The following is a 23,422-nucleotide window of genomic DNA, read 5'->3' as shown; positions in this document are numbered from 1 at the left end:
GGTGACCTATGTTTAAATCCCTCTTCGGGATCCTGTTGGTGCTGGTGGCAACCGTTGTCCACGCCGACCGTATCCGCGATCTCACAAGCGTCCAGGGCGTGCGGGAAAACTCACTGATCGGTTACGGCCTGGTGGTCGGGCTGGACGGTACGGGTGACCAGACGACCCAGACTCCGTTCACCACCCAGAGTCTGAACAACATGCTCTCCCAGCTCGGCATCACGGTGCCGGCCGGGACCAACATGCAGCTGAAAAACGTGGCGGCCGTTATGGTTACCGCCTCCTACCCGGCCTTTTCCCGCCAGGGGCAAACCATCGACGTGGTGGTTTCCTCCATGGGTAACGCGAAAAGCCTGCGTGGCGGTACGCTGCTGATGACCCCGCTGAAAGGGGTGGACAGCCAGGTGTATGCTCTCGCCCAGGGTAATATTCTGGTCGGCGGGGCAGGTGCGTCCGCAGGCGGCAGCAGCGTGCAGGTTAACCAGCTTAACGGTGGCCGTATCACCAACGGGGCGATCATTGAGCGTGAACTGCCGACCCAGTTCGGGGCCGGGAACACCATCAACCTGCAGCTGAACGACGACGATTTCACCATGGCGCAGCAGATCGCGGACACCATTAACCGCGGTCGCGGCTATGGCAGCGCCACGGCGCTGGATGCCCGCACCGTGCAGATCCGCGTCTCCAGCGGCGGCAGCAACCAGGTGCGCCTGCTGGCGGACATCCAGAACATGGAAGTCAACGTTACGCCGCAGGATGCCAAAGTGATCATCAACTCCCGTACCGGCTCGGTGGTGATGAACCGTGAAGTGACCCTGGACAACTGTGCCGTGGCGCAGGGCAACCTTTCGGTCACCGTTAACCGCTCGGCTAACGTCAGCCAGCCGGATACGCCGTTTGGCGGCGGTGAAACCGTAGTCACGCCGCAGACCCAGATTGATATGCGTCAGAGTGGTGGCTCACTGCAGAGCGTGCGCTCCAGCGCCAACCTGAACAACGTGGTGCGTGCGCTGAATGCGCTGGGCGCAACTCCAATCGATCTGATGTCGATTCTGCAATCCATGCAGAGTGCAGGCTGCCTGCGCGCCAAAGTGGAAATTATCTGATGCTGACCGATAGCAAACTGCTGAGCAGCGCGGCCTGGGATACCCAGTCGCTCAACGACCTGAAAGCCAAAGCGGGCAAAGATCCGGCGGGTAATATCCGCCCGGTGGCCCGCCAGGTGGAGGGGATGTTTGTCCAGATGATGCTGAAAAGCATGCGTGAGGCGCTGCCGAAAGACGGCATCTTTAGCAGCGATTCATCGCGTCTGTACACCAGCATGTATGACCAGCAGATTGCGCAGCAGATGACCTCCGGTAAAGGACTCGGGCTGGCGGATGTGATCGTGAAGCAGATGGCGGCCGCTCAGGGCGTGCCGCCGGAAGAGGCCCCGCAGCAGGTGCCGATGAAGTTCGATCTGGAAAAGGTGACCAGCTATCAAAACCAGGCCCTGACGCAGATGGTGCGCAAAGCCGTGCCGAAAGCGCCAGAAAGTAACGACGAACCGCTCACCGGGGACAGCAAAGACTTCCTGGCCCAGCTCTCGCTGCCGGCGCGTCTCGCCAGCCAGCAGAGCGGGGTGCCGCATCATCTGATTCTGGCCCAGGCGGCGCTGGAATCCGGCTGGGGGCAACGGCAGATCCGGCGTGAGAACGGCGAGCCAAGCTTCAACATCTTTGGCGTGAAGGCCACGGGAAGCTGGAAAGGACCAACCACCGAGATCACCACCACCGAATATGAAAACGGTGAAGCGAAGAAAATCAAAGCGAAGTTCCGCGTCTACAGCTCGTATCTGGAGGCGCTTTCAGACTATGTCGGGGTGCTGAGCCGTAACCCACGCTATGCGGCAGTGACCCAGGCCGCAACGGCAGAGCAGGGCGCGCAGGCGTTGCAGAACGCGGGCTACGCCACCGATCCGCAGTACGCCCGCAAGCTGACCAGCATGATCCAGCAGCTAAAAGCGATGGGTGAGAAAGTCAGCAAAGCCTACAGCAACGATATCGAAAATCTGTTCTGAAAGTTCTCAAGTCCGGCTGGGGGCTGCCGATAATCTCCAGCAGGACTCGTGTCTGAAAGTATAAAAGGAACCCCCATGTCCAGTTTGATCAACAGCGCCATGAGTGGCCTCAGCGCGGCACAGGCTGCGCTGAATACCGCCAGTAATAACATTTCAAGCTACAACGTGGCGGGTTATACCCGTCAGACCACGGTGCTGAGCGCCTCAAACAGCACCCTGACAGGCGGCGGTTGGGTTGGCAACGGCGTGTATGTCTCCGGGGTACAGCGCGAATATGACTCATTCATTACCAACCAGCTGCGCGCCGCGCAGAACCAGAGCAGTGCCCTGACCACCCGCTACCAGCAGATGTCTAAAATTGACGACGTACTGTCCGGTAGCACCAACAGCCTGGCGACCACCCTGCAGGACTTCTTCGGCAGCCTGCAGACCCTGGTCAGCAACGCCGAAGATCCGGCAGCGCGCCAGACGGTGCTGGGCAAGGCCGCTGGCCTGGTGAACCAGTTCAAGGTTAACGATCAGTACCTGCGCGATCAGGATAAGCAGATCAATATCGCCATCGGCACCAGCGTTGAGCAGATCAACAACTACGCCAAACAGATTGCTAACCTGAACGATCAGATCTCCCGTCTGACCGGCGTGGGTGCCGGGGCGTCCCCGAACAACCTGCTCGATCAGCGTGACCAACTGGTGAGCGAGCTGAACCAGATTGTGGGTGTTGAAGTCGCGGTCCAGGATGGCGGCACCTATAACGTCTCCTTTGGCAATGGCTATAACCTGGTTCAGGGCAGCACCTCCAACCAGCTGGCGGCGGTGAAATCCAGCGCCGATCCGTCCCGTACCACGGTGGCGTTTGTTGACGGCACCTCGGGCCCGGTGGAGATCCCGGAAAAACTGCTGACCAACGGCTCACTGGGCGGGATGTTAACCTTCCGTACCGAAGAGCTCGACACTGCGCGCAACACCCTTAACCAGCTGGCACTCTCCTTCGCTAACGCGATGAACACCCAGCACGCAAAGGGCTTTGACACAGAAGGTGATGCCGGCGGTAAATTATTTGATATCGGTGCGCCAGCGGTGCTGGGCAACAGCAAAAATAGCGGTTCGGCCGCCGTCACCGCGACGGTAAACCCTGCAGAAAGCGCTAAGGTGCAGGCCACCGACTACAAGATGGAGTTTGATGGCTCCAGCTGGAAAATCACCCGTCTGTCTGATAAAACCACGGTCAATGCCACCAATGACGGTAACGGCAACTTATCCTTCGATGGCCTGACGGTTAACGTATCGGGCGCGGCAAACAATAAAGACAGCTTTATCGTGAAGCCTGTCGCCAATGCCATCGTCAATATGGATCTGGCGATCAGCGATGAGTCAAAACTGGCGCTGGCCTCTGACCCAACCGGTGGTGAAAGTGATAACCGTAATGGTCAGGCGCTGCTGGATCTGCAGAAGAGCAAAGAGGTTGGCGGCAACAAAACCTTTAACGATGCCTACGCCTCTCTGGTGAGTACCGTCGGCAGCAAAACCGCGACGCTGAAAACCAGCAGTACCACTCAGGCAAACGTGACGACGCAGCTGAGCAACCAGCAGCAGTCGATCTCCGGGGTTAACCTCGATGAAGAGTACGGCAACCTGCAGCGTTTCCAGCAGTACTATCTGGCCAATGCCCAGGTGCTGCAAACCGCCAGCACGCTCTTCGACGCGTTAATTAATATTCGCTAAGGCCGAGGTCAACGATGCGTATTAGCACCCAGATGATGTATCAGCAGAACATGCGTGGGATCACCGATTCCCAGAGCAAGTGGCTGAGTTACGGTGAGCAGATGTCCACCGGTAAACGTGTAAACCGTCCTTCTGACGATCCAATTGCTGCGTCTCAGGCCGTAGTACTGTCCCAGGCGCAGTCGGAGAACAGCCAGTTCAAGCTGGCCCGCTCTTTTGCCACCCAGAAAGCCTCTCTTGAAGACAGCGTGTTAAGTCAGGTGACGACGGCCATCGCTTCCGTACAGGAAAAAATGGTTTATGCGGGTAACGGCACGCTCAGTGACGACGACCGTATGTCACTTGCCGCTGACCTGAAGGGTATTCGCGATCAGCTCATGAACCTGGCTAACTCGACCGACGGCAATGGACGTTCTATTTTCGCCGGGTATAAGACCGAATCTCCGGCTTTTGATGCGGAGACGGGTGACTACCTGGGCGGGGATGTCCCGATCTACCAGCAGGTGGATTCCGCCAGAAACATGATGATTAGCCATACCGGTAAGCAGGTGTTCGAAAGCATTACCAGTAATGCTGAAGAAGTCCCGGGCGGAGGCTATGGGCAGACCAATTTGTTCAAAACGCTGGATACGGCTATCGCGGCAATGAAAGCCCCGGTTGATGATGACCCTGTCGCGGCACAAGCCCTGACCGATGCCCTGACCACTGCCGGTGTGAGCATCAAAAACACGCAGAATAACATTCTGACCGTGGTGGCTGATGTGGGTACCAAGCTGAAAGAGCTGGATAATTTAGATTCACTGGGGGAAGACCGTACGTTAAGTCAGACCCAGCAGATGAGCGATCTCATTGACGTTGACTGGAACGCGGCGATCTCCTCATACACCATGCAGCAGGCGGCCCTTCAGGCGTCCTATAAAGCGTTCAGCGATATGCAGGGTATGTCTCTGTTCCAGCTTAACAGATAACAGTTTTGACCTTTGGACATGACTTGAAACTGGTTATGTTCTGTGTGCCCAATCCGTTCTCGCGGATTGGGCTTTTTTTTTCAGGAATTTTGCATTACCGAGCTGCTGGTGCGGGCGCTTTCTGCCAGACGGATAGCCAGCGCTATGCCTGCGGTCACCGTCGCCAGGGCAACCACACCTGGCCAGCCTGCCATCGTATACAGCTGACTACCCAGCGCCGAACCCAGCGCCATCCCGATAAACACGCCGGTGAAGAGCAGGGCGTTCAGGCGACCACGTGCCTGCGGCTCAAGGCCATAAACCAGGTTCTGATGGGCGACCAGGCTTGACTGCAGACCGAGATCAAAGCCTATGGCGGAGACAGCAATCAGGATCAACTGGCCGTGTACGCCGAGGGCGGGCATCAGGAACATCAGGGCGAAGGAGACGGTTACCAGCGCGGCACCGAGCTGGGTAACTTTACCGGCACCGAGTTTATCGGCCAGACCACCTGCCAGTGGCGCTGCAAGCGCGCCTGCGGCACCGGCAATACCGTATCCACCGGCGACCGCACTGCCCAGCTGATAGTGTTCCATCAGCATCACCGCCAGCGTAGACCAGAAGGCGCTGAAGGCAATAGAGAGGAAGCCCTGGGCCAGCGCGGCACGACGCAGCGCCGGGTAGCGACGCCACAGGTGCGCCATGGAGCGCATCAGTTCCGGATAACGCAGATTCGACGGCACCGCGAAGCGAGGCAAAATCAACCACATCACGGCGGCAAGGATCGCAATGCTGCCCGCAGCCAGCTGATACATGACGCGCCAGCCAAAGGCTTCACCCACCACGCCGCTCACCGTACGGGAGAGCAGGATCCCCAGCAACAGGCCGGTCATCACTGTTCCGACAGTTTTGCCCTGTTTGCCAGCCGGGGCCAGAATAGCGGCCGCCGGAACGATATCCTGCGCCATGGTGGCCGCCATCCCAATCAGCAGGCTGACCAGCAGCAGGGAGTGGATCTGCCCTGTCAGGCTACAGGCCAGCAGCAGCCCCGCCAGGGCTATGCTTTTTATCACTATCAGTGTGCGACGGTCATAGCGATCGCCCAGCGGCAGCAGAAAAAGGATCCCCAGCGCGTAGCCTGCCTGGGTAAGCGTTGGCACCATCCCCATCCCTTCAATGCTGAGATGCAGATCGGCCCCCATCAGCGGCAGCAGCGGCTGAGCATAGTAGATGGAAGCGACGCTGAAGCCTGCGCCGATGGCGAGGATAAAAATGACCCAACGGCTGACAGCTGGGGTTAAGGTGCTGGAGTTCATATGCAGTTCCTCATTTCGGGTGTGTCGCTATTCTTTACCAGCCCAACTTGCGGTGGTAGCCGGCGCAGTGCTAAAACACTTATACGTGTAACGTATAACCGGATAAATCATGAAACGTTCAGAGCGTATAGACAGGGTCGAACTGATGCGAACCTTCGTGCGCATCATTGAGACAGGCTCCCTTTCTGCCGCCGCCGTGCAGATGGCAACGACCCAGGCCACCGTGAGCCGTCGCCTGCAATCGCTGGAGACGCTGCTCGGCGTACGTCTGATCCTGCGCACCACCCATGCCATGAAGCTGACCGATGATGGCGAACGCTGCTATCAGCATGCCCGGCGGGTGATTGACAGCTGGCATGCGCTGGAGGATGAAGTCGGGCAGACAGAAGATGAACCGGTGGGGGTGCTTCGCGTTCGCGCCCCGCATGCCTTCGGGCAGGAGCAGCTGCTGGAGCCGTTAACGGCGTTTCTGCTGCGCTATCCGCGGTTGAACGTGGAGTGGATGCTCAATGACCGCTCGGCCGATTTCCTGAGTGACAATATCGACTGTGCCATCCGGGTAGGGGCGGAGATCGACCCGGGTACGGTGTCGGTATTACTGGCCGAGGTTCCGCGCAGTATTGTGGCCTCGCCGGAACTGCTCGCACGTCATGCTCCGGTTGATAAGCCAGAAGATCTCTCTGCGCTGCCCTGGGTGGCACTCAATACCTTTTATCGTCAGCACGTAGAGCTGTTCCACGCGGGAGCGCCACAACCGCTGCGGGTGGCTATTTCACCGCGGCTGAGTACCGACAGCCTGTACGTGGCGCGTAAAAGCGCATTAACCGGGCTGGGGGTAGCGGTAGTATCAAGCTGGACAGTGGAAGCCGACATTCGTGAGGGCAGGCTGGTACATCTGTTGCCTGCCTGGCAGCCGGCCGCGTTGCCGGTGCATCTGGTCTATCCGTGGTCACGGTATTACCCGGCACGTCTGCGCCGCTTTCTGGAGATGATGCGAGAGGTGATGCCTGAAATCGCCGGCATGCGCAGGCCTGAACAGAGGCAATAAAAAAGCCGACCCGAAGGTCGGCTTTTGCGCTTAAGCAGGCTTATTCAGCCGACTGTGGACGCGTGGCAGGCGCTGTGGCCTGGTGCGTTGCGCTGTGACCACCAGCAGAACCTTTGCCGTCAAAATCAAACGCCGGACGTACCCAGTCGCTGTGACGCGGTGCTTCCGGAACGTATTCCGGTGCCGGGGCGCGGGTCATAGGCGCAGTGGCGTGGTGAAGGTCAACATTAATCTGAGCGGCTGGCGCTGGCTTCACTTCCGGCGCATTGACTTCCACGTCGTCAGATTTAACTTCAGCCACTGCAGGTTTCACTTCAGCGACTTCAGGTTTCACGTCAGCAACAGGTTCAACCTCAATTTCAACCTCAGGTTGAACGTCAGTTTCCACTTCAACTTCCACGACCGGTTGTGGCTCAGCGACTTCCTCGGTGATTTCAACCGGCTCGGCAGCCTTCGCTTCTTCAACTACCTGCTCTGCGACAACCACATCTTCAGACGCGATAATCTGCGGCTGTTCTGTCACAGGCGCGGCAATCACTTCCGGATGTGAAGTTTCGACTTCAGCAACCTGCGGCTCAGGGATAACCACTGCCGCCGCCTCGGTGATAACCTCATCAACAACTGGCGCGACAGGGGCAACCGCGTCAACAGCAACGTTCTGCTCGTCAAACTGCTGCTCCTGAGGACGGGCAACCGGGTAACGAATCCAGGCTTTGCCGGAGGCCATCTCTGGTGACGCACAGGCGATAGCCAGCGGCATTGGTGACTGCAGCGGATAACGCTCATCACGGTAACGGCGACGACGCTGACCGCTCACGCGCAGGTGACGCGGAGAGCGACGTGAACGACGCGGCATGCCTGCGTTGTCACGGCCTTCGCCGGTCTCTTCCTGCTCAGGGGCATTTTCGATTACCGCAGGCAGGTCGACTTTCGCCAGTTCGGTGCTCTGGACGGGTTCAGCCTGAGGCGCTACCGCTTCAACAGCCGCTTCTTCGGTCTGAGACTCGAAACGCACTTTCTGGTTGAGCTGACGCTGCTTACGACGCGGCATGACCTGAACACGTTCTTCTTGATCCGCATCCTGCACGGTCTCTTCTTCGCGATTCAGAACTTTAACTTCCTGCTGCGCCTGACGCTTGTCATCATTACGACGACGGTTGCGCTCGCGGCGTGGCTGCTGTTCATCACGCTGTCTGCCTTTGTCGGCGTCTTCGCTGACCGGCTGACGAATTTCACGATCTTCCGTGTTCTGCTGCGGCTTCTCGCGGCGGTTGCGACGGTTATCGTCACGTCCTTCGCGGCGTTCACCACGGCCTTCGCGGTTGTCGCGACTCTCACGGTTATCGCGATTGTCACGGCCTTCGCTGCCTTCACGACCTTCGTTATTCTCGGAACGGTTGTCGCGGCGCTCGTTACGATCGCGACGGTTGTTCTGACGCTTACGACGATCCGGTGAACGTTCCTGCTTCTCTTCTTTCTTCTCAACCGGGGCCGGAGCTGGCTGTGGCTCTTCGCCGGCAAACATTTTCTTCAGCGCGCTGAAGAAGCGGCTCAGCAGACCAGGCTGTTCAGCAGGTTGGCTGACTTCTGCCGCCGGTTTAGCTGCTGCGGGTTGAGCTACCACGCTCTCTTGCGCTGGCGCAGGTGGCGCTTCTGGCATCACAAATGCTGCCAGGGCTGGTTGCTCCGGAAGTTTACGCTCGGCGTACTCTTCTTCGGACGGCAGAGCCATCTCCTCTTCATGCAGCTTAGGCAGCATGTAGCTGAGGGTGGAGGTCTCTTCACCTTTGCGCACGCGCAGTACGGAGTAGTGCGGGGTTTGCATCTGGTCGTTAGGCACGATCACGCAGCGTACGCCGCTCAGACGGGATTCGATAGCCGTTACCGCCGCACGTTTTTCGTTCAGCAGGTAGGAGGCGACCGGTACAGGCACAATGGCGTGTACTTCTTTGGTGTTCTCTTTCAGCGCTTCTTCTTCGATGAGACGCAGGATAGAGAGCGCCAGAGATTCGTTGTCACGCACGGTGCCGGTGCCGCTACAGCGTGGGCAGACGTGGTGGCTGGATTCACCGAGGGACGGGCTCAGACGCTGACGGGACATCTCCAGCAGACCAAAACGGGAGATATGGCTGATCTGGATACGCGCACGATCCTGACGCACCGCTTCACGCAGGCGGTTTTCAACCGCGCGCTGGTGACGTACTGGCGTCATGTCGATGAAGTCGATAACGATCAGGCCGCCCAGGTCACGCAGACGCAGCTGACGCGCAATCTCATCGGCCGCTTCGAGGTTGGTGTTGAACGCCGTTTCTTCGATATCGCCGCCGCGGGTTGCACGTGCGGAGTTGATGTCGATAGCGGTCAGCGCCTCAGTGCTGTCGATAACAATAGAGCCACCGGACGGCAGACGGACTTCACGCTGGAAGGCGGATTCAATCTGCGATTCGATCTGGTAGTGGCTAAACAGCGGGATCTCACCGGTGTACAGTTTGATTTTGCTGGTGAAATCAGGACGACCCAGCGCGGCAATATGCTGGCGAGCCAGCTCAAGCACTTTCGGGTTATCAATCAGAATTTCACCGATGTCCTGACGCAGGTAGTCACGGAAGGCACGCACGATGACGTTGCTTTCCTGGTGGATCAGGAATGGAGCAGGGCGGCTTTCAGCGGCTTTCTTAATCGCTTCCCAGTGCTTCAGGCGGAAGCCGAGGTCCCACTGCAGCGCTTCGGCAGATTTGCCTACGCCTGCGGTACGGACAATCAGGCCCATGCCGTCTGGCAGTTCAAGACTGGCCAGCGCTTCTTTCAGCTCGGTACGATCATCGCCTTCAATCCGGCGAGAGATACCACCCGCACGCGGGTTGTTTGGCATCAGCACCAGATAGCTACCCGCCAGACTGATAAAGGTGGTCAGTGCGGCACCTTTGTTGCCACGCTCTTCTTTATCGATCTGAACGATAACTTCCTGACCTTCACGCAGCACATCTTTGATGTTCGGACGGCCATGGGCGTTATAGTTGGAAGGGAAGTATTCGCGAGCGATCTCTTTCAGGGGGAGGAAACCATGACGCTCAGCACCGTAATCGACAAATGCGGCTTCAAGGCTCGGTTCAATGCGGGTGATTTTGCCTTTGTAAATGTTCGCTTTTTTCTGTTCGTGTCCAGGACTTTCGATATCCAGATCGTACAGACGCTGCCCATCCACAAGGGCGACACGCAACTCTTCTTGCTGAGTTGCGTTGATTAACATTCTTTTCATCGTAACTTACTCATTATTCTTACATTGACGACTAAGCTGCGGGCAAGGTGACGCTTTCCGGGGTATGAACCGATGGCCTCGTGTCTATTCACGTCGCCAACCTCACGGTTGTCGCTCGCTTAAGAGGCGCAAAGTGTCGGTTGCCTGTATTTCATACGGAAATACAGCGCGATTATCAGGGGAATAGCCTGGGTAAAACTCTCCAGAGAAGATTCCATTTACCGGTAAGTACTGCAACCCGCAGCCCGCTAACTGTCTGAAAGATCAATACGTCTTACGCCATTGCTGCGTGGATGATCGGTCAGACAAAATTGGTCATTCCGTCGACATCCTTACAAAACCCGGATTTAACGCGGAAAACAACAGCATTATTCCATTGCTAGCCGGGTTATAGCAAGATGACTTTTACCAATTATCACCCGGTTACTCACAGTTTCTTCACTTCTTTCGAATGATTGGTTTAATAACCACCAAATCGATTGCGTGCACGAAACCCTGACCGGGTAGAGGTAAATATAAGCATAGAAAAATGAGTGGCGCTAATGGCTGACGATAATTAGAATCGCCCACCATGAAAACAGAGACTCCAGCCGTAAAAATGGTTGCCATTACCGAAGATGAAGCGGGGCAACGTATTGACAACTTTTTGCGCACCCAACTGAAGGGCGTGCCAAAGAGTATGATTTATCGCATCCTGCGTAAGGGTGAGGTGCGGGTAAATAAGAAGCGCATCAAACCTGAATACAAACTTGAAGCGGGTGATGAAGTGCGCATCCCGCCCGTGCGCGTAGCCGAGCGCGAAGAAGAGGCGGTGTCGCCGCATCTGAATAAAGTTGCCGCGCTGACGAATGTGATTTTATATGAAGACGATCATATTCTGGTGCTGAACAAACCCTCGGGTACGGCGGTACACGGCGGCAGCGGGTTAAGCTTCGGGGTGATTGAAGGTCTGCGCGCGCTGCGCCCGGAAGCCCGCTTCCTTGAGCTGGTTCATCGTCTCGACCGCGATACCTCCGGCGTGCTGCTGGTCGCTAAAAAGCGTTCGGCGCTACGTTCGCTGCACGAGCAGCTGCGTGAGAAAGGTATGCAGAAAGATTACCTCGCGCTGGTGCGCGGGCAGTGGCAGTCCCATGTCAAAGTGGTGCAGGCGCCGCTGCTGAAAAACATTCTGCAAAGCGGTGAGCGTATCGTTCGCGTCAGTCAGGAAGGCAAACCCTCAGAAACCCGATTCAAGGTGGAAGAGCGTTATGAATTTGCCACCCTGGTGCGCTGCAGCCCGGTGACCGGACGTACCCACCAGATCCGCGTTCACACGCTGCATGCGGGCCATCCTATTGCCTTCGACGATCGCTATGGTGACCGTGAGTTTGATAAACAGCTGGCAGGAACGGGCTTGTCTCGCCTGTTCCTGCATGCCGCCGCGCTGAAGTTTACCCATCCGGGTACCGGCGAGGTGATGCGCATTGAGGCCCCGCTGGACGAACAGCTGAAGCGCTGTCTTAAAGTTCTGCGCGGAAATTAATGCCGGGTGCGCTGCGCTTACCCGGCCTACAAAACCGTAGGCCCGTGCAAGCGTAGCGCCGCCGGGCGAAGCAAATGGCTACGCCATCAGCGGGTTATAATGCTCCCGGCGCAGCATCTGGCACAGCGCAATCAGCGGTAATCCCACCAGCGTGTTCGGGTCACGCCCGTCCAGCTTGTCAAATAATGCAATCCCCAGCCCCTCGCTCTTAAAACTGCCCGCGCAGTTTAATGGCCGCTCTTTTCGCACGTAGTCGTCAATTTCCTGTTCGCTGAGATGGCGGAAGTGAACGTCAAAAGGCTCGCATTCGGTCTGCAAATGGCCCGTAGATGAATTATAGAGGGCCAGGCCGGTATAGAAGGTGACGATATTGCCGCGTGCTTTCAGTAGTTGCTGGCGGGCATTCTCTTCGGTGTGCGGTTTACCGGTGATCATCCCATCCAGGACGCAAACCTGATCGGAACCTATAATCAAATGATCGGGGAATCGCGCTGCCAGACTTTTCGCTTTTTCCTGAGCCAGACGGACGACCAGATGGCGTGGCGATTCACCGGGCTGTGGGCTTTCATCCACGTTCGGCGCGGCACATTCGAAGGGTAGGCCCAGCTTTTCCAGCAACACGCGGCGGTAGGGTGACGTAGAGGCGAGAATGAGATTTGGCATATTTTTTTCACCAGATATAGCGTATCGATGCCAGCCATTTTAAACTACAGGCCGCAATGTGTGCGAATAATTGGCAAAAGGCAGCCTGAGGTTGCCTTTTTCTTTGACTCTATGACGTTACAAAGTTAATATGCGCGCCCTATGCAAAAGGTAAAATTACCCCTGACTCTTGATCCGGTTCGTACGGCTCAAAAACGCCTTGATTACGAAGGTATCTATACTCGTGATCAGGCTGAGCGTATCGCCGAATCCGTAGTCAGTGTGGACAGTGATGTGGAATGCACCATGTCGTTCGATATCGATCCCCAGCGCCTTGCCGTGATTACCGGTGATGCAAAGGTGTCGGTCACGCTCGAGTGTCAGCGTTGCGGGAAACCGTTCCCACTTCATGTTCACACAACATATTGTTTTAGTCCGGTTCGTTCAGACGAGCAGGCTGAAGCACTCCCGGAAGCGTATGAGCCGATTGAGGTTAACGAATTCGGTGAAATCGATCTGCTGGCGCTGGTTGAAGATGAAATCATCCTCACCTTGCCTGTGGTTCCGGTGCATGATTCTGAACACTGTGAAGTGTCCGAGGCGGACATGGTCTTTGGGGAACTGCCTGATGAAGCGCAAAAACCAAACCCATTTGCCGTATTAGCCAGTTTAAAGCGTAAGTAATTAAGGAGTAAGGTCCATGGCCGTACAACAGAATAAACCAACCCGTTCCAAACGTGGCATGCGTCGTTCCCATGACGCGCTGACTGCAGTTACCAGCCTGTCTGTAGACAAGACTTCTGGTGAACAACACCTGCGTCACCACATCACCGCTGACGGTTTCTACCGCGGCCGCAAGGTTATCACTAAGTAATCACGCGTCAGCGTGATTAGGCTTAGTGAGGGTTTCCCCGTGCAAACGGGGATATACCGAACCAGGCTGCGACGATACCTTGACACGTCTAACCCTGGCGTTAGATGTCATGGGGGGAGATTTTGGCCCTTCCGTGACAGTGCCTGCAGCATTGCAGGCACTGAACTCTAATTCGCAACTCACTCTCCTTTTAGTCGGCAATCCCGACACTATCACGCCATTACTTGCAAAAGCTGACTTCGAACAACGTTCACGTCTGCAGATTGTTCCTGCCCAGTCAGTTATTGCCAGTGATGTCCGCGCCTCGCAGGCGATCCGCAGCAGTCGCGGAAGCTCAATGCGCATTGCGCTGGAGCTGGTAAAAGAAGGACGCGCCCAGGCCTGCGTCAGCGCCGGCAATACCGGTGCGCTGATGGGGCTGGCAAAATTACTGCTCAAACCCCTTGAAGGGATTGAGCGCCCGGCGCTGGTCACGGTACTGCCGCACCAGCAAAAGGGCAAAACGGTGGTGCTGGATTTAGGCGCCAACGTCGACTGCGACAGTGTTATGCTGGCGCAGTTTGCCGTAATGGGCTCGGTGCTGGCAGAGGAAGTGGTGGGGATCTCTCATCCCCGCGTGGCCTTGCTGAATATCGGTGAGGAAGAGACTAAAGGTCTCGACAGCATCCGTGAGGCGGCCGAGCGGCTAAAAAATGAGCCGTCCATCAACTATATTGGATATCTCGAAGCCAACGAATTATTGACCGGAAAAACGGATGTACTGGTGTGTGACGGGTTTACAGGAAACGTTACATTAAAAACCATGGAAGGGGTGGTGAGAATGTTTCTTTCTCTGCTTAAATCGCAGGGAGAGGGGAAAAAACGGTCCTGGTGGCTGATTATATTGAAGCGTTGGTTACAAAAGAGCCTGGCGCGGCGATTCAGTCACCTCAACCCCGACCAGTATAATGGCGCCTGTCTGTTAGGATTGCGCGGCATTGTGATTAAGAGTCACGGTGCGGCCAATCAGCGAGCCTTTACCGTCGCGATTGAACAGGCAGTGCAGGCGGTGCAGCGACAAGTCCCACAGCGGATTGCCGCTCGCCTGGGATCTGTATTAGCAAAAAGTGACTGAGCGTACATGTATACGAAGATTTTAGGTACCGGCAGCTATCTGCCAAAGCAAGTGCGAACCAACGCCGATCTGGAAAAAATGGTCGATACCTCTGACGAGTGGATCGTCACGCGTACAGGTATCCGCGAACGTCGTATTGCCGCGCCAGATGAAACAGTTTCCACCATGGGCTACGAAGCCGCACAACGCGCGCTGGAGATGGCGGGTGTTGATAAAGACGACATCGGCCTGATTATCGTTGCCACCACCTCTGCGACGCATGCCTTCCCGAGCGCAGCGTGCCAGGTTCAGAACATGCTGGGCATTAAAGGCTGCCCGGCGTTTGACGTTGCTGCTGCCTGCGCAGGTTTCACCTATGCGCTGAGCATTGCCGATCAATACGTGAAATCTGGCGCCGTTAAGCACGCGCTGGTGATCGGTGCTGACGTGCTGGCGCGTACCTGCGATCCTGCCGATCGCGGGACGATCATTATTTTTGGTGATGGTGCAGGAGCTGTCCTGTTAGGACAATCTGAAGAGCCGGGCATCATCTCGACGCATTTGCATGCGGACGGTAGCTACGGTGAGCTGTTGACGCTGCCAAACGCCGATCGGGTTAATCCGGACAATGCTATCTATCTGACCATGGCCGGTAACGAAGTCTTTAAAGTGGCGGTGACCGAGCTGGCACACATCGTTGACGAGACGCTGGCAGCGAACAATCTGGAGCGTTCTGCTCTCGACTGGCTGGTGCCGCATCAGGCGAACCTGCGCATTATCAGCGCCACGGCTAAGAAACTCGGCATGTCTATGGATAACGTTGTGGTGACGCTGGATCGTCATGGCAATACGTCTGCAGCATCAGTGCCCTGCGCGTTTGACGAAGCGGTGCGCGATGGACGAATTCAGCGAGGCCAACTGGTCTTGCTCGAAGCCTTCGGCGGCGGTTTCACCTGGGGTTCTGCGCTGGTTCGTTTCTAGTATAAGGATAAAAAAATGACGCAATTTGCTTTTGTGTTCCCCGGTCAGGGTTCTCAGGCCGTTGGAATGTTGTCCGGCTTAGCGGAGCAGTATCCGGTCATCGAAGAGACCTTCCGTGAAGCGTCGGATGCCCTGGGCTACGATCTTTGGGCGCTGACACAGCAAGGGCCAGCCGAAGAGCTGAATAAAACCTGGCAGACCCAGCCTGCACTGCTGACCGCATCGGTCGCACTGTGGCGCGTCTGGCAGCAGCAGGGCGGTAAAACGCCAGCACTGCTGGCCGGTCATAGCCTGGGTGAGTACTCAGCGCTGGTTTGCGCCGGGGTGATTGCGTTTGCGGATGCCGTGCGTCTGGTCGAACTGCGCGGCAAATTTATGCAGGAAGCGGTGCCGGAAGGCACGGGCGGCATGTCGGCCATTATTGGTCTGGATGATGCGTCCATTGCAAAGGCCTGCGACGAATCTGCAGAAGGTCAGGTGGTTTCTCCGGTAAACTTCAACTCGCCGGGCCAGGTGGTTATCGCCGGTCATAAAGAAGCTGTTGAGCGTGCTGGCGCAGCCTGTAAAGCCGCAGGCGCCAAACGTGCGCTGCCGCTGCCGGTGAGCGTACCGTCGCATTGCGCGCTGATGAAGCCTGCTGCGGACAAGCTGGCGGTTGAGCTGGAAAAAATCACTTTCAATGCTCCAGCCATTCCGGTTGTGAATAACGTTGATGTGCAGTGTGAAACCGCGCCAGAGGCGATCCGCCATGCGCTGGTTCGTCAGCTGTACAGCCCGGTTCAGTGGACCAAAACCGTTGAGTTTATGGCGTCACAGGGCGTTGAGCACCTGTATGAAGTGGGCCCGGGCAAAGTCCTCACCGGTCTGACTAAACGTATTGTTGATACCCTGACCGCGTCGGCCATTAATGAGCCGGAAGCACTGTCAGCGGCACTCGCGCAGTAAGAAAGAGGAATACCATGAGTTTTGAAGGAAAAATCGCACTGGTCACCGGTGCAAGCCGCGGTATTGGCCGTGCTATCGCTGAAACCCTCGTCGCGCGTGGCGCGAAAGTGATCGGCACCGCGACCAGCGAAAGCGGCGCGCAGGCGATCAGCGAGTACCTGGGTGCGAACGGTAAAGGTCTGATGTTGAATGTGACCGATCCTGCATCTATCGAATCTGTTCTGGGAAATATTCGCGCAGAATTTGGCGAAGTGGATATTCTGGTCAATAATGCCGGAATCACTCGCGACAACTTACTGATGCGAATGAAAGATGACGAGTGGAGCGATATTCTCGAAACCAACCTGTCATCTGTGTTCCGTCTGTCAAAAGCGGTAATGCGAGCTATGATGAAGAAGCGTCATGGGCGTATTATCACTATCGGTTCTGTGGTTGGTACCATGGGAAATGCTGGTCAGGCTAACTACGCTGCGGCGAAAGCAGGTCTGATCGGTTTCAGTAAGTCGCTGGCACGCGAAGTTGCGTCCCGCGGGATTACTGTAAACGTTGTTGCTCCGGGCTTTATTGAAACGGACATGACGCGTGCGCTGACCGATGAGCAGCGTGCGGGTACGCTGGCGGCAGTTCCAGCGGGTCGTTTAGGCGACCCTAAAGAAATCGCCAGCGCGGTTGCATTTTTAGCCTCTGACGAAGCGAGTTACATCACTGGTGAAACTCTCCACGTCAATGGCGGGATGTATATGGTTTAATCACGTTAGAAAATATTTGCGTTATTAGGGCCAATGGCCTCAAAATAACGTAAAATCGTGGTAAGACCTGCCGGGATTTAGTTGCAAATTTTTCAACATTTTATACACTACGAAAACCATCGCGAAAGCGAGTTTTGATAGGAAATTTAAGAGTATGAGCACTATCGAAGAACGCGTTAAGAAAATTATCGGCGAGCAGCTGGGCGTTAAGCAGGAAGAAGTTGTGAACTCCGCTTCCTTCGTTGAAGACCTGGGCGCAGATTCTCTTGACACCGTTGAGCTGGTAATGGCTCTGGAAGAAGAGTTTGATACTGAGATTCCGGACGAAGAAGCTGAGAAAATCACCACCGTTCAGGCTGCCATTGATTACATCAACGGTCACCAGGCGTAAGTGAGCATCTCCAGGCGGTCATTCGACCGCCTGTGTTTTTTCTTTTGTAGTCCCTCGATTTTCTTTTTTTATCCCTCCCTGGAGGACAAGCGTGTCTAAGCGTCGTGTAGTTGTGACCGGACTTGGCATGTTATCTCCTGTCGGCAATACCGTAGAGTCTACCTGGAACGCTCTCCTTGCCGGTCAGAGTGGCATCAGCCTAATCGACCATTTCGATACTAGCGCCTATGCAACGAAATTTGCTGGCTTAGTAAAGGATTTTAACTGTGAAGAGATCATCTCGCGCAAAGAACAGCGCAAGATGGATGCCTTCATTCAATATGGAATTGTCGCTGGCGTTCAGGCCATGCAGGATTCTGGCCTTGAAATTACGGAAGAGAACGCAACCCGTATCGGCGCCGCTATCGGTTCCGGGATTGGTGGTCTTGGCCTGATCGAGGAAAACCATACCTCTCTGGTAAATGGTGGTCCACGTAAGATTAGCCCGTTCTTTGTTCCGTCAACGATTGTTAACATGGTGGCGGGTCACCTGACCATCATGTTTGGCCTGCGTGGCCCAAGCATCTCGATTGCTACTGCCTGTACCTCCGGTGTGCATAACATCGGCCAGGCGGCGCGTATCATCGCTTATGGCGATGCCGATGCAATGGTTGCAGGCGGTGCAGAAAAAGCCAGTACCCCGCTGGGTGTGGGCGGTTTCGGCGCAGCGCGTGCCCTGTCTACCCGCAACGATAACCCGCAGGCGGCAAGCCGTCCGTGGGATAAAGACCGTGATGGTTTTGTGCTGGGTGACGGTGCCGGTATGGTCGTGCTGGAAGAGTACGAGCATGCGAAGAAACGCGGCGCGAAAATCTATGCAGAAATTATCGGTTTCGGCATGAGCAGCGACGCTTACCACATGACCTCTCCGCCGGAAGACGGGGCAGGTGCTGCGCTGGCAATGGTTAACGCGATCCGCGATGCGGGTATCGAACCAGGCCAGATTGGCTATGTGAATGCGCACGGTACTTCCACGCCAGCAGGCGATAAAGCTGAAACGCAGGCCGTTAAGTCTGTCTTTGGCGATGCAGCCCGTCGCGTGATGGTGAGCTCGACCAAATCCATGACCGGACACCTTTTAGGTGCGGCGGGTGCAGTAGAATCCATCTACTCCATCCTTGCGCTGCGCGATCAGGCTGTTCCGCCGACCATCAACCTGGATAACCCGGATGACGGTTGCGATCTGGACTTCGTTCCACACGAAGCGCGCCAGGTCAGCGGTCTGGAGTACACCCTGTGTAACTCCTTCGGCTTTGGCGGCACTAACGGCTCTCTGATCTTCAAAAAGGTCTGAGGCTGATTGCCGGGGCGGATAATTACCTTCCCGGCACATCAATAAAAAAGGTCCGCTTGTCGGGCCTTTTTTATTCGGTTTTATTCCCTTGTCCGCGGCCCACCTTCCTGCCAGACTATTCGACCATTCATAAGGAGCCATCATGTTCTTGATCAATGGCATACCGCAGGAAACGCTCCCGGCGAGCGACAGGGCTATTCAGTTTGGTGACGGCTGCTTCACAACGGCACGCATTGTGGCGGGCCAGGTCTGTCTGCTGGATGCTCACCTGCAACGCTTGCAGCAAGCCTGTGAAAAACTGCTCATTCCCTTTGTTGAGTGGGCAGCGTTACAGCGTGAAATGGTTGAGCTCGCCCGCGGGAACGATCGTGGCGTGCTGAAGGTCATTATCAGCCGGGGAAGCGGCGGCAGAGGATACAGCGCGGCGAACTGCCTGCATCCGACACGACTTCTTTCAGTATCGGCCTGGCCTGTTCATTACGATGGCTGGCGTCGTGAGGGGATTACCCTTGAATTAAGCCCGGTGCGGCTGGGGCGTAACCCGCAGCTGGCCGGGATCAAGCACCTTAACCGGCTTGAACAAGTGCTGATCCGTACCCATCTTGAACAGACCGATGCCGACGAGGCGCTGGTTCTTGACAGCGAAGGGTTCATTACGGAATGCTGTGCGGCGAATTTATTCTGGCGTCAGGGGAAGGACGTTTTTACCCCCCGGCTGGATCAGGCTGGCGTCAACGGCCTGATGCGCCAGTTTTGCCTCCAGCAACTGGCACACTCCGGGTATCGCGTTGTCGACGTGCATGCCCGCGAGGCCGCGCTGGCTGAGGTCGACGAGATGGTGGTCTGCAATGCGCTGATGCCCGTCGTGCCGGTTCGTCAGTATGGTTCTCAACGTTTTTCATCGCGTGAGTTGTACGCATTTTTAGCCCCTCTGTGTGAGCAAACCAGATAGTCATGAAGAAAATGTTGCGCTTTATTCTCCTCATCCTTGTCGTGCTGGGCATTGCCGCTGGTGTGGGGATGTGGAAGGTTCGCCAGCTGGCGAGCAGTCAAATTCTGATCGCTGAAGAGACGATCTTTACTCTGAAACCGGGCACCGGACGACTTGCGCTGGGCGAGCAGCTGTATAGCGAGAAGGTGATTAACCGTCCGCGGGTGTTCCAGTGGTTATTACGCGTGCAGCCCGAGCTGTCCCATTTCAAAGCCGGTACATACCGCTTTACGCCGGGGATGACCGTCAAAGAGATGCTGGAGCTGCTTGAGAGCGGCAAAGAGGCGCAGTTCCCGCTGCGTTTCGTGGAAGGGATGCGCCTGAGCGACTACCTGAAACAGCTGCGCGATGCCCCTTACATCAAGCACACCCTGAAAGACGACAGCTATGCCACCGTCGCTCAGGTGCTGAAGTTTGAGTATCCCGAGTGGGTAGAGGGCTGGTTCTGGCCGGATACCTGGATGTACACCGCAGGCACCACCGATGTGGCATTGCTCCAGCGCGCGCATAAAAAAATGGTCCAAGCAGTGGATAAAGCCTGGGAAGGGCGGATGGAAAACCTGCCGTATAAAGATCAAAACCAGTTCGTCACCATGGCCTCGATCGTTGAGAAAGAGACGGCGGTGGCGAGTGAGCGGGATCAGGTTGCCTCGGTATTTATCAATCGCCTGCGCATCGGTATGCGTCTGCAGACCGACCCGACGGTGATTTACGGTATGGGTGAGAATTACAAGGGCAAGATTTCACGTAAAGACCTGGAAACCCCAACCGATTATAATACCTATGTCATTAGCGGCTTACCCCCGGGGCCAATTGCCACGCCGGGTCAGGCATCGCTGAATGCCGCCGCGCATCCGGCAAAAACGCCGTATCTCTATTTCGTCGCCGACGGAAAGGGTGGACATACTTTTAACACCAATCTTGCCAGTCATAATCGTTCGGTCCAGGACTATCTGAAGGCACTTAAGGAAAAAAATGCGCAGTAATTACATCGTCATTGAGGGGCTGGAAGGCGCCGGGAAAACGACCGCACGTGACGTAGTGGTCGAGACGCTCAAACAGTGTGGCATCGAAGAGATGATCTTCACCCGTGAACCGGGCGGCACCCAGCTGGCTGAAAAACTGCGCAGCCTGGTTCTGGACATCAAATCGGTCGGGGATGAAGTTATTACCGATAAAGCCGAAGTGATGATGTTCTACGCCGCGCGCGTTCAGCTGGTGGAAACCGTGATCAAACCTGCGCTGGCGCGGGGATGCTGGGTGATTGGCGATCGTCACGATCTCTCTACCCAGGCCTATCAGGGCGGTGGACGCGGTATTGACCAGCAGATGCTCGGCACGCTGCGCGACGCGGTACTGGGTGATTTCCGTCCGAACCTGACGCTCTATCTCGACGTGACACCTGAAGTGGGTCTGAAACGCGCCCGCGCCCGCGGCGAACTGGATCGTATCGAGCAGGAGTCGCTGGACTTCTTTAATCGCACCCGCGCTCGTTACCGCGAGCTGGCCGCTCAGGACAGCTCAATCCGCACCATCGATGCGACCCAGTCGCTGGAGGAGGTGATGAACGACATTCGCACAACGGTCACTGACTGGCTGAAGGAACAACAGGCATGAAATGGTACCCATGGTTGCGCCCGCACTTTGAACAGCTGGTGAACAGCTATCAGTCCGGTCGGGGGCATCATGCGTTACTGATCCAGTCGCTGCCGGGCATGGGCGACGAGGCGCTGATCTACGCCATCACCCGTTTTCTGATGTGCCAGCAGCCCCAGGGGCATAAAAGCTGCGGCCAGTGCCGCAGCTGTCAGCTGATGCAGGCGGAAACGCACCCGGATTATTACGCGCTGGAGCCGGAGAAGGGCAAGACCACGCTGGGCATCGATGCGGTGCGCGCGGTTAGCGAAAAGCTCTACGAACGTGCCCGTCTTGGTGGGGCAAAGGTTGTCTGGCTGAAGGATGCCGCCCAGCTTACCGAGGCCGCGGCCAACGCGCTGTTAAAGACCCTCGAAGAGCCGCCGGAAAATACCTGGTTCCTGATGGCCTGCCGTGAACCTGGACGACTGCTGGCGACCCTGCGTAGCCGCTGTCGCCTGCATCTTCTCAGCGTGCCGCAGGAAGCCTGGGCTATCAGCTGGCTTGCGCGGGAAGTGACAACGTCACAAGAAGCGGCGCTAACCGCGCTGCGGCTGTGCGGCGGGGCACCTGCTGCGGCGCTGGCCCTGTTGCAGCCCAACGTCCAGACGCAACGGCAACAACTCTGCCAGGCCCTCGGCGCGGTGCCGGACAGCAGCGACTGGCTGAGCCTGCTGCCGATCCTGAACCATGAGCAGGCTCCGGATCGCCTGCACTGGCTGGCGGCTCTGCTGCTGGATGCCCTTAAAATTCAGCAGGGAGCAACTCTGCTTACTAATGCCGATGCCTGGCCGCTCGTCAGTAGCCTGGCGCAGCGCCTGCCGGGTGTGGCATTGCGGGCTATTCTTCATGATGTCTGCCAGTGCCGTGAACAACTACTCAGCGTGACGGGGCTGAATCGGGAGCTTGTCCTGACCGACCTGTTACTCACTATCGAGCATTACCTGCAACCGGGCACGACGCTGCCTGTATCCCCTCTCTGAGAGACACATTATGTTTTTAGTCGACTCGCACTGCCATCTTGATGGCCTGGATTATCAATCCCTGCATAAAAACGTTGATGACGTGCTGGCGAAAGCCGCCGCCCGCGATGTGAAATTTTGTCTGGCGGTCGCCACGACGTTACCTGGTTACAAATCCATGCGCGAGCTGGTGGGCGTGCGCGACAACGTAGTCTTCTCCTGCGGCGTGCATCCTCTGAATCAGGATGAGGCGTACGACGTTGAAGATCTGCGCCGTCTGGCGGCGGAAGAGGGCGTGGTGGCGATGGGTGAAACCGGGCTGGATTATTTCTACACCCCGGAAACCAAAGCCCGCCAGCAGGAATCGTTCCGCGACCATATCCGCATTGGCCGGGAGCTGAACAAACCGGTGATTGTCCACACCCGCGACGCGCGCGCCGATACGCTGGCGATCCTGTACGAAGAAAAGGTGACGGATTGCGGCGGCGTACTACACTGTTTCACTGAAGACAGAGAAACAGCGGGTAAGCTGCTGGATTTGGGTTTTTATATCTCGTTTTCCGGGATCGTGACGTTCCGTAACGCCGAGCAGCTTCGTGATGCTGCGCGCTACGTGCCGCTCGATCGCATGCTGGTGGAAACAGATTCCCCTTATCTGGCTCCGGTACCGCATCGCGGCAAAGAGAACCAACCCGCGATGACACGGGACGTGGCCGAGTATATGGCCGTTTTGAAAGGCGTCGAGGTTGAAGAACTGGCACGCATTACCACTGATAACTTTGCCAGCCTGTTTCACATCGATCCCTCCCGCCTGCAATCTGCCTGATTAATCTATTTTTTTATGGCTCGTAATTAATAGCCAAAACGAGTAAAGTTCACCGCCCATGTGGGGGCGGTGAAGAGCTTTTTGGAAACAATTGGCAATTAATTTTGTAAAAATCTGAAAGTTTTTC

Annotated in this window: 22 protein-coding genes; 19 read left to right on the top strand and 3 right to left on the bottom strand. The window is 56.5% G+C overall.

Annotation, left to right across the window (positions count from 1 at the left end):
• Positions 1-8 precede the first annotated feature (8 nt).
• The 4 genes from LG383_RS10625 (at position 9) to flgL (ending at position 4,749) form a co-directional block, all read left to right on the top strand.
• Positions 9-1,106, top strand: coding sequence for a flagellar basal body P-ring protein FlgI (locus LG383_RS10625; protein ID WP_106992724.1), 1,098 nt, complete (start codon positions 9-11; stop codon positions 1,104-1,106).
• Complete coding sequence (flgJ, locus tag LG383_RS10620; protein WP_225759074.1) at positions 1,106-2,059, top strand: flagellar assembly peptidoglycan hydrolase FlgJ; 954 nt, start codon at positions 1,106-1,108, stop codon at positions 2,057-2,059. The genes LG383_RS10625 and flgJ overlap by 1 nt, the downstream gene beginning before the upstream one ends.
• A gap of 75 nt (positions 2,060-2,134) precedes the next feature.
• Positions 2,135-3,781, top strand: a complete 1,647-nt coding sequence (gene flgK, locus LG383_RS10615; protein ID WP_166182141.1) for a flagellar hook-associated protein FlgK — start codon at positions 2,135-2,137, stop codon at positions 3,779-3,781.
• A gap of 14 nt (positions 3,782-3,795) precedes the next feature.
• Positions 3,796-4,749 carry a flagellar hook-associated protein FlgL gene (gene flgL / locus LG383_RS10610; protein WP_106992727.1) on the top strand — a complete coding sequence of 318 codons (954 nt, stop codon included), beginning with the start codon at positions 3,796-3,798 and terminating at the stop codon, positions 4,747-4,749.
• 80 nt (positions 4,750-4,829) lie between these two features.
• Here the strand turns inward: flgL and LG383_RS10605 are convergent, their stop codons facing one another.
• Entirely contained in the window at positions 4,830-6,044 is a 1,215-nt protein-coding gene (locus tag LG383_RS10605; protein WP_225759073.1) for an MFS transporter, read from the bottom strand.
• A gap of 109 nt (positions 6,045-6,153) precedes the next feature.
• Between LG383_RS10605 and LG383_RS10600 the strand changes: the two genes are divergently transcribed.
• Complete coding sequence (locus LG383_RS10600; RefSeq protein ID WP_225759072.1) at positions 6,154-7,092, top strand: LysR family transcriptional regulator; 939 nt, start codon at positions 6,154-6,156, stop codon at positions 7,090-7,092.
• Between the two features lie 40 nt (positions 7,093-7,132).
• On the opposite strand, the gene rne is transcribed toward LG383_RS10600, so the two are convergent.
• On the bottom strand, positions 7,133-10,351 hold the full coding sequence (gene rne / locus LG383_RS10595; RefSeq protein WP_225759071.1) for a ribonuclease E: 3,219 nt from the start codon (positions 10,349-10,351) through the stop codon (positions 7,133-7,135).
• A 571-nt stretch (positions 10,352-10,922) separates the two neighbouring features.
• Here rne and rluC point away from each other — a divergent pair.
• The gene (rluC, locus tag LG383_RS10590) at positions 10,923-11,873 is read left to right on the top strand and encodes a 23S rRNA pseudouridine(955/2504/2580) synthase RluC (RefSeq protein ID WP_106992731.1); all 951 of its coding nucleotides are present in this window, start codon (positions 10,923-10,925) and stop codon (positions 11,871-11,873) included.
• A 78-nt stretch (positions 11,874-11,951) separates the two neighbouring features.
• Here rluC and LG383_RS10585 read toward each other — a convergent pair whose 3' ends face one another.
• On the bottom strand, positions 11,952-12,536 hold the full coding sequence (locus tag LG383_RS10585; protein ID WP_106992732.1) for a nucleoside triphosphate pyrophosphatase: 585 nt from the start codon (positions 12,534-12,536) through the stop codon (positions 11,952-11,954).
• 141 nt (positions 12,537-12,677) lie between these two features.
• Between LG383_RS10585 and yceD the strand changes: the two genes are divergently transcribed.
• The 13 genes from yceD (at position 12,678) to LG383_RS10520 (ending at position 23,295) form a co-directional block, all read left to right on the top strand.
• Positions 12,678-13,199: a 23S rRNA accumulation protein YceD gene (gene yceD / locus LG383_RS10580; RefSeq protein ID WP_106992733.1), complete on the top strand. Its 522-nt coding sequence runs from the start codon at positions 12,678-12,680 to the stop codon at positions 13,197-13,199.
• A 16-nt stretch (positions 13,200-13,215) separates the two neighbouring features.
• Positions 13,216-13,389, top strand: coding sequence for a 50S ribosomal protein L32 (gene rpmF, locus LG383_RS10575; RefSeq protein WP_106992734.1), 174 nt, complete (start codon positions 13,216-13,218; stop codon positions 13,387-13,389).
• 79 nt (positions 13,390-13,468) lie between these two features.
• Positions 13,469-14,503, top strand: a complete 1,035-nt coding sequence (gene plsX / locus LG383_RS10570; RefSeq protein WP_225759070.1) for a phosphate acyltransferase PlsX — start codon at positions 13,469-13,471, stop codon at positions 14,501-14,503.
• Positions 14,504-14,509: 6 nt separating this feature from the next.
• On the top strand, positions 14,510-15,463 hold the full coding sequence (locus LG383_RS10565) for a beta-ketoacyl-ACP synthase III (protein ID WP_106992736.1): 954 nt from the start codon (positions 14,510-14,512) through the stop codon (positions 15,461-15,463).
• A gap of 15 nt (positions 15,464-15,478) precedes the next feature.
• On the top strand, positions 15,479-16,408 hold the full coding sequence (fabD, locus tag LG383_RS10560) for an ACP S-malonyltransferase (RefSeq protein WP_225759069.1): 930 nt from the start codon (positions 15,479-15,481) through the stop codon (positions 16,406-16,408).
• A gap of 14 nt (positions 16,409-16,422) precedes the next feature.
• Positions 16,423-17,157 (top strand): 3-oxoacyl-ACP reductase FabG, encoded by a 735-nt coding sequence (gene fabG / locus LG383_RS10555; protein ID WP_032617552.1) that lies wholly within the window; start codon positions 16,423-16,425, stop codon positions 17,155-17,157.
• A 154-nt stretch (positions 17,158-17,311) separates the two neighbouring features.
• A complete protein-coding gene (gene acpP, locus LG383_RS10550) occupies positions 17,312-17,548 on the top strand; it encodes an acyl carrier protein (RefSeq protein ID WP_003857954.1) in 237 nt (78 codons plus the stop codon).
• 91 nt (positions 17,549-17,639) lie between these two features.
• A complete protein-coding gene (fabF, locus tag LG383_RS10545) occupies positions 17,640-18,881 on the top strand; it encodes a beta-ketoacyl-ACP synthase II (protein ID WP_106992738.1) in 1,242 nt (413 codons plus the stop codon).
• A 142-nt stretch (positions 18,882-19,023) separates the two neighbouring features.
• Positions 19,024-19,833 (top strand): aminodeoxychorismate lyase, encoded by an 810-nt coding sequence (gene pabC / locus LG383_RS10540; protein WP_225759068.1) that lies wholly within the window; start codon positions 19,024-19,026, stop codon positions 19,831-19,833.
• A 2-nt stretch (positions 19,834-19,835) separates the two neighbouring features.
• Entirely contained in the window at positions 19,836-20,858 is a 1,023-nt protein-coding gene (yceG, locus tag LG383_RS10535; protein WP_225759067.1) for a cell division protein YceG, read from the top strand.
• Positions 20,848-21,489: a dTMP kinase gene (gene tmk / locus LG383_RS10530; RefSeq protein WP_106992741.1), complete on the top strand. Its 642-nt coding sequence runs from the start codon at positions 20,848-20,850 to the stop codon at positions 21,487-21,489. Before yceG ends, tmk begins: the two co-directional genes overlap by 11 nt.
• Positions 21,486-22,490: a DNA polymerase III subunit delta' gene (gene holB, locus LG383_RS10525; RefSeq protein WP_225759066.1), complete on the top strand. Its 1,005-nt coding sequence runs from the start codon at positions 21,486-21,488 to the stop codon at positions 22,488-22,490. Before tmk ends, holB begins: the two co-directional genes overlap by 4 nt.
• Before the next feature lie 10 nt (positions 22,491-22,500).
• Positions 22,501-23,295, top strand: coding sequence for a metal-dependent hydrolase (locus LG383_RS10520; protein ID WP_106992743.1), 795 nt, complete (start codon positions 22,501-22,503; stop codon positions 23,293-23,295).
• The last annotated feature ends 127 nt before the right edge of the window (positions 23,296-23,422 follow it).

The sequence above is a fragment of the Leclercia sp. Marseille-Q4284 genome, assembly GCF_916618945.1.
In the GTDB taxonomy this organism is placed as follows: Bacteria; Pseudomonadota; Gammaproteobacteria; order Enterobacterales; family Enterobacteriaceae; genus Enterobacter; species Enterobacter tamurae.
Note: the sequence above shows the minus strand (reverse complement) of the source record. Positions and strands in the feature narration are given on the sequence as shown.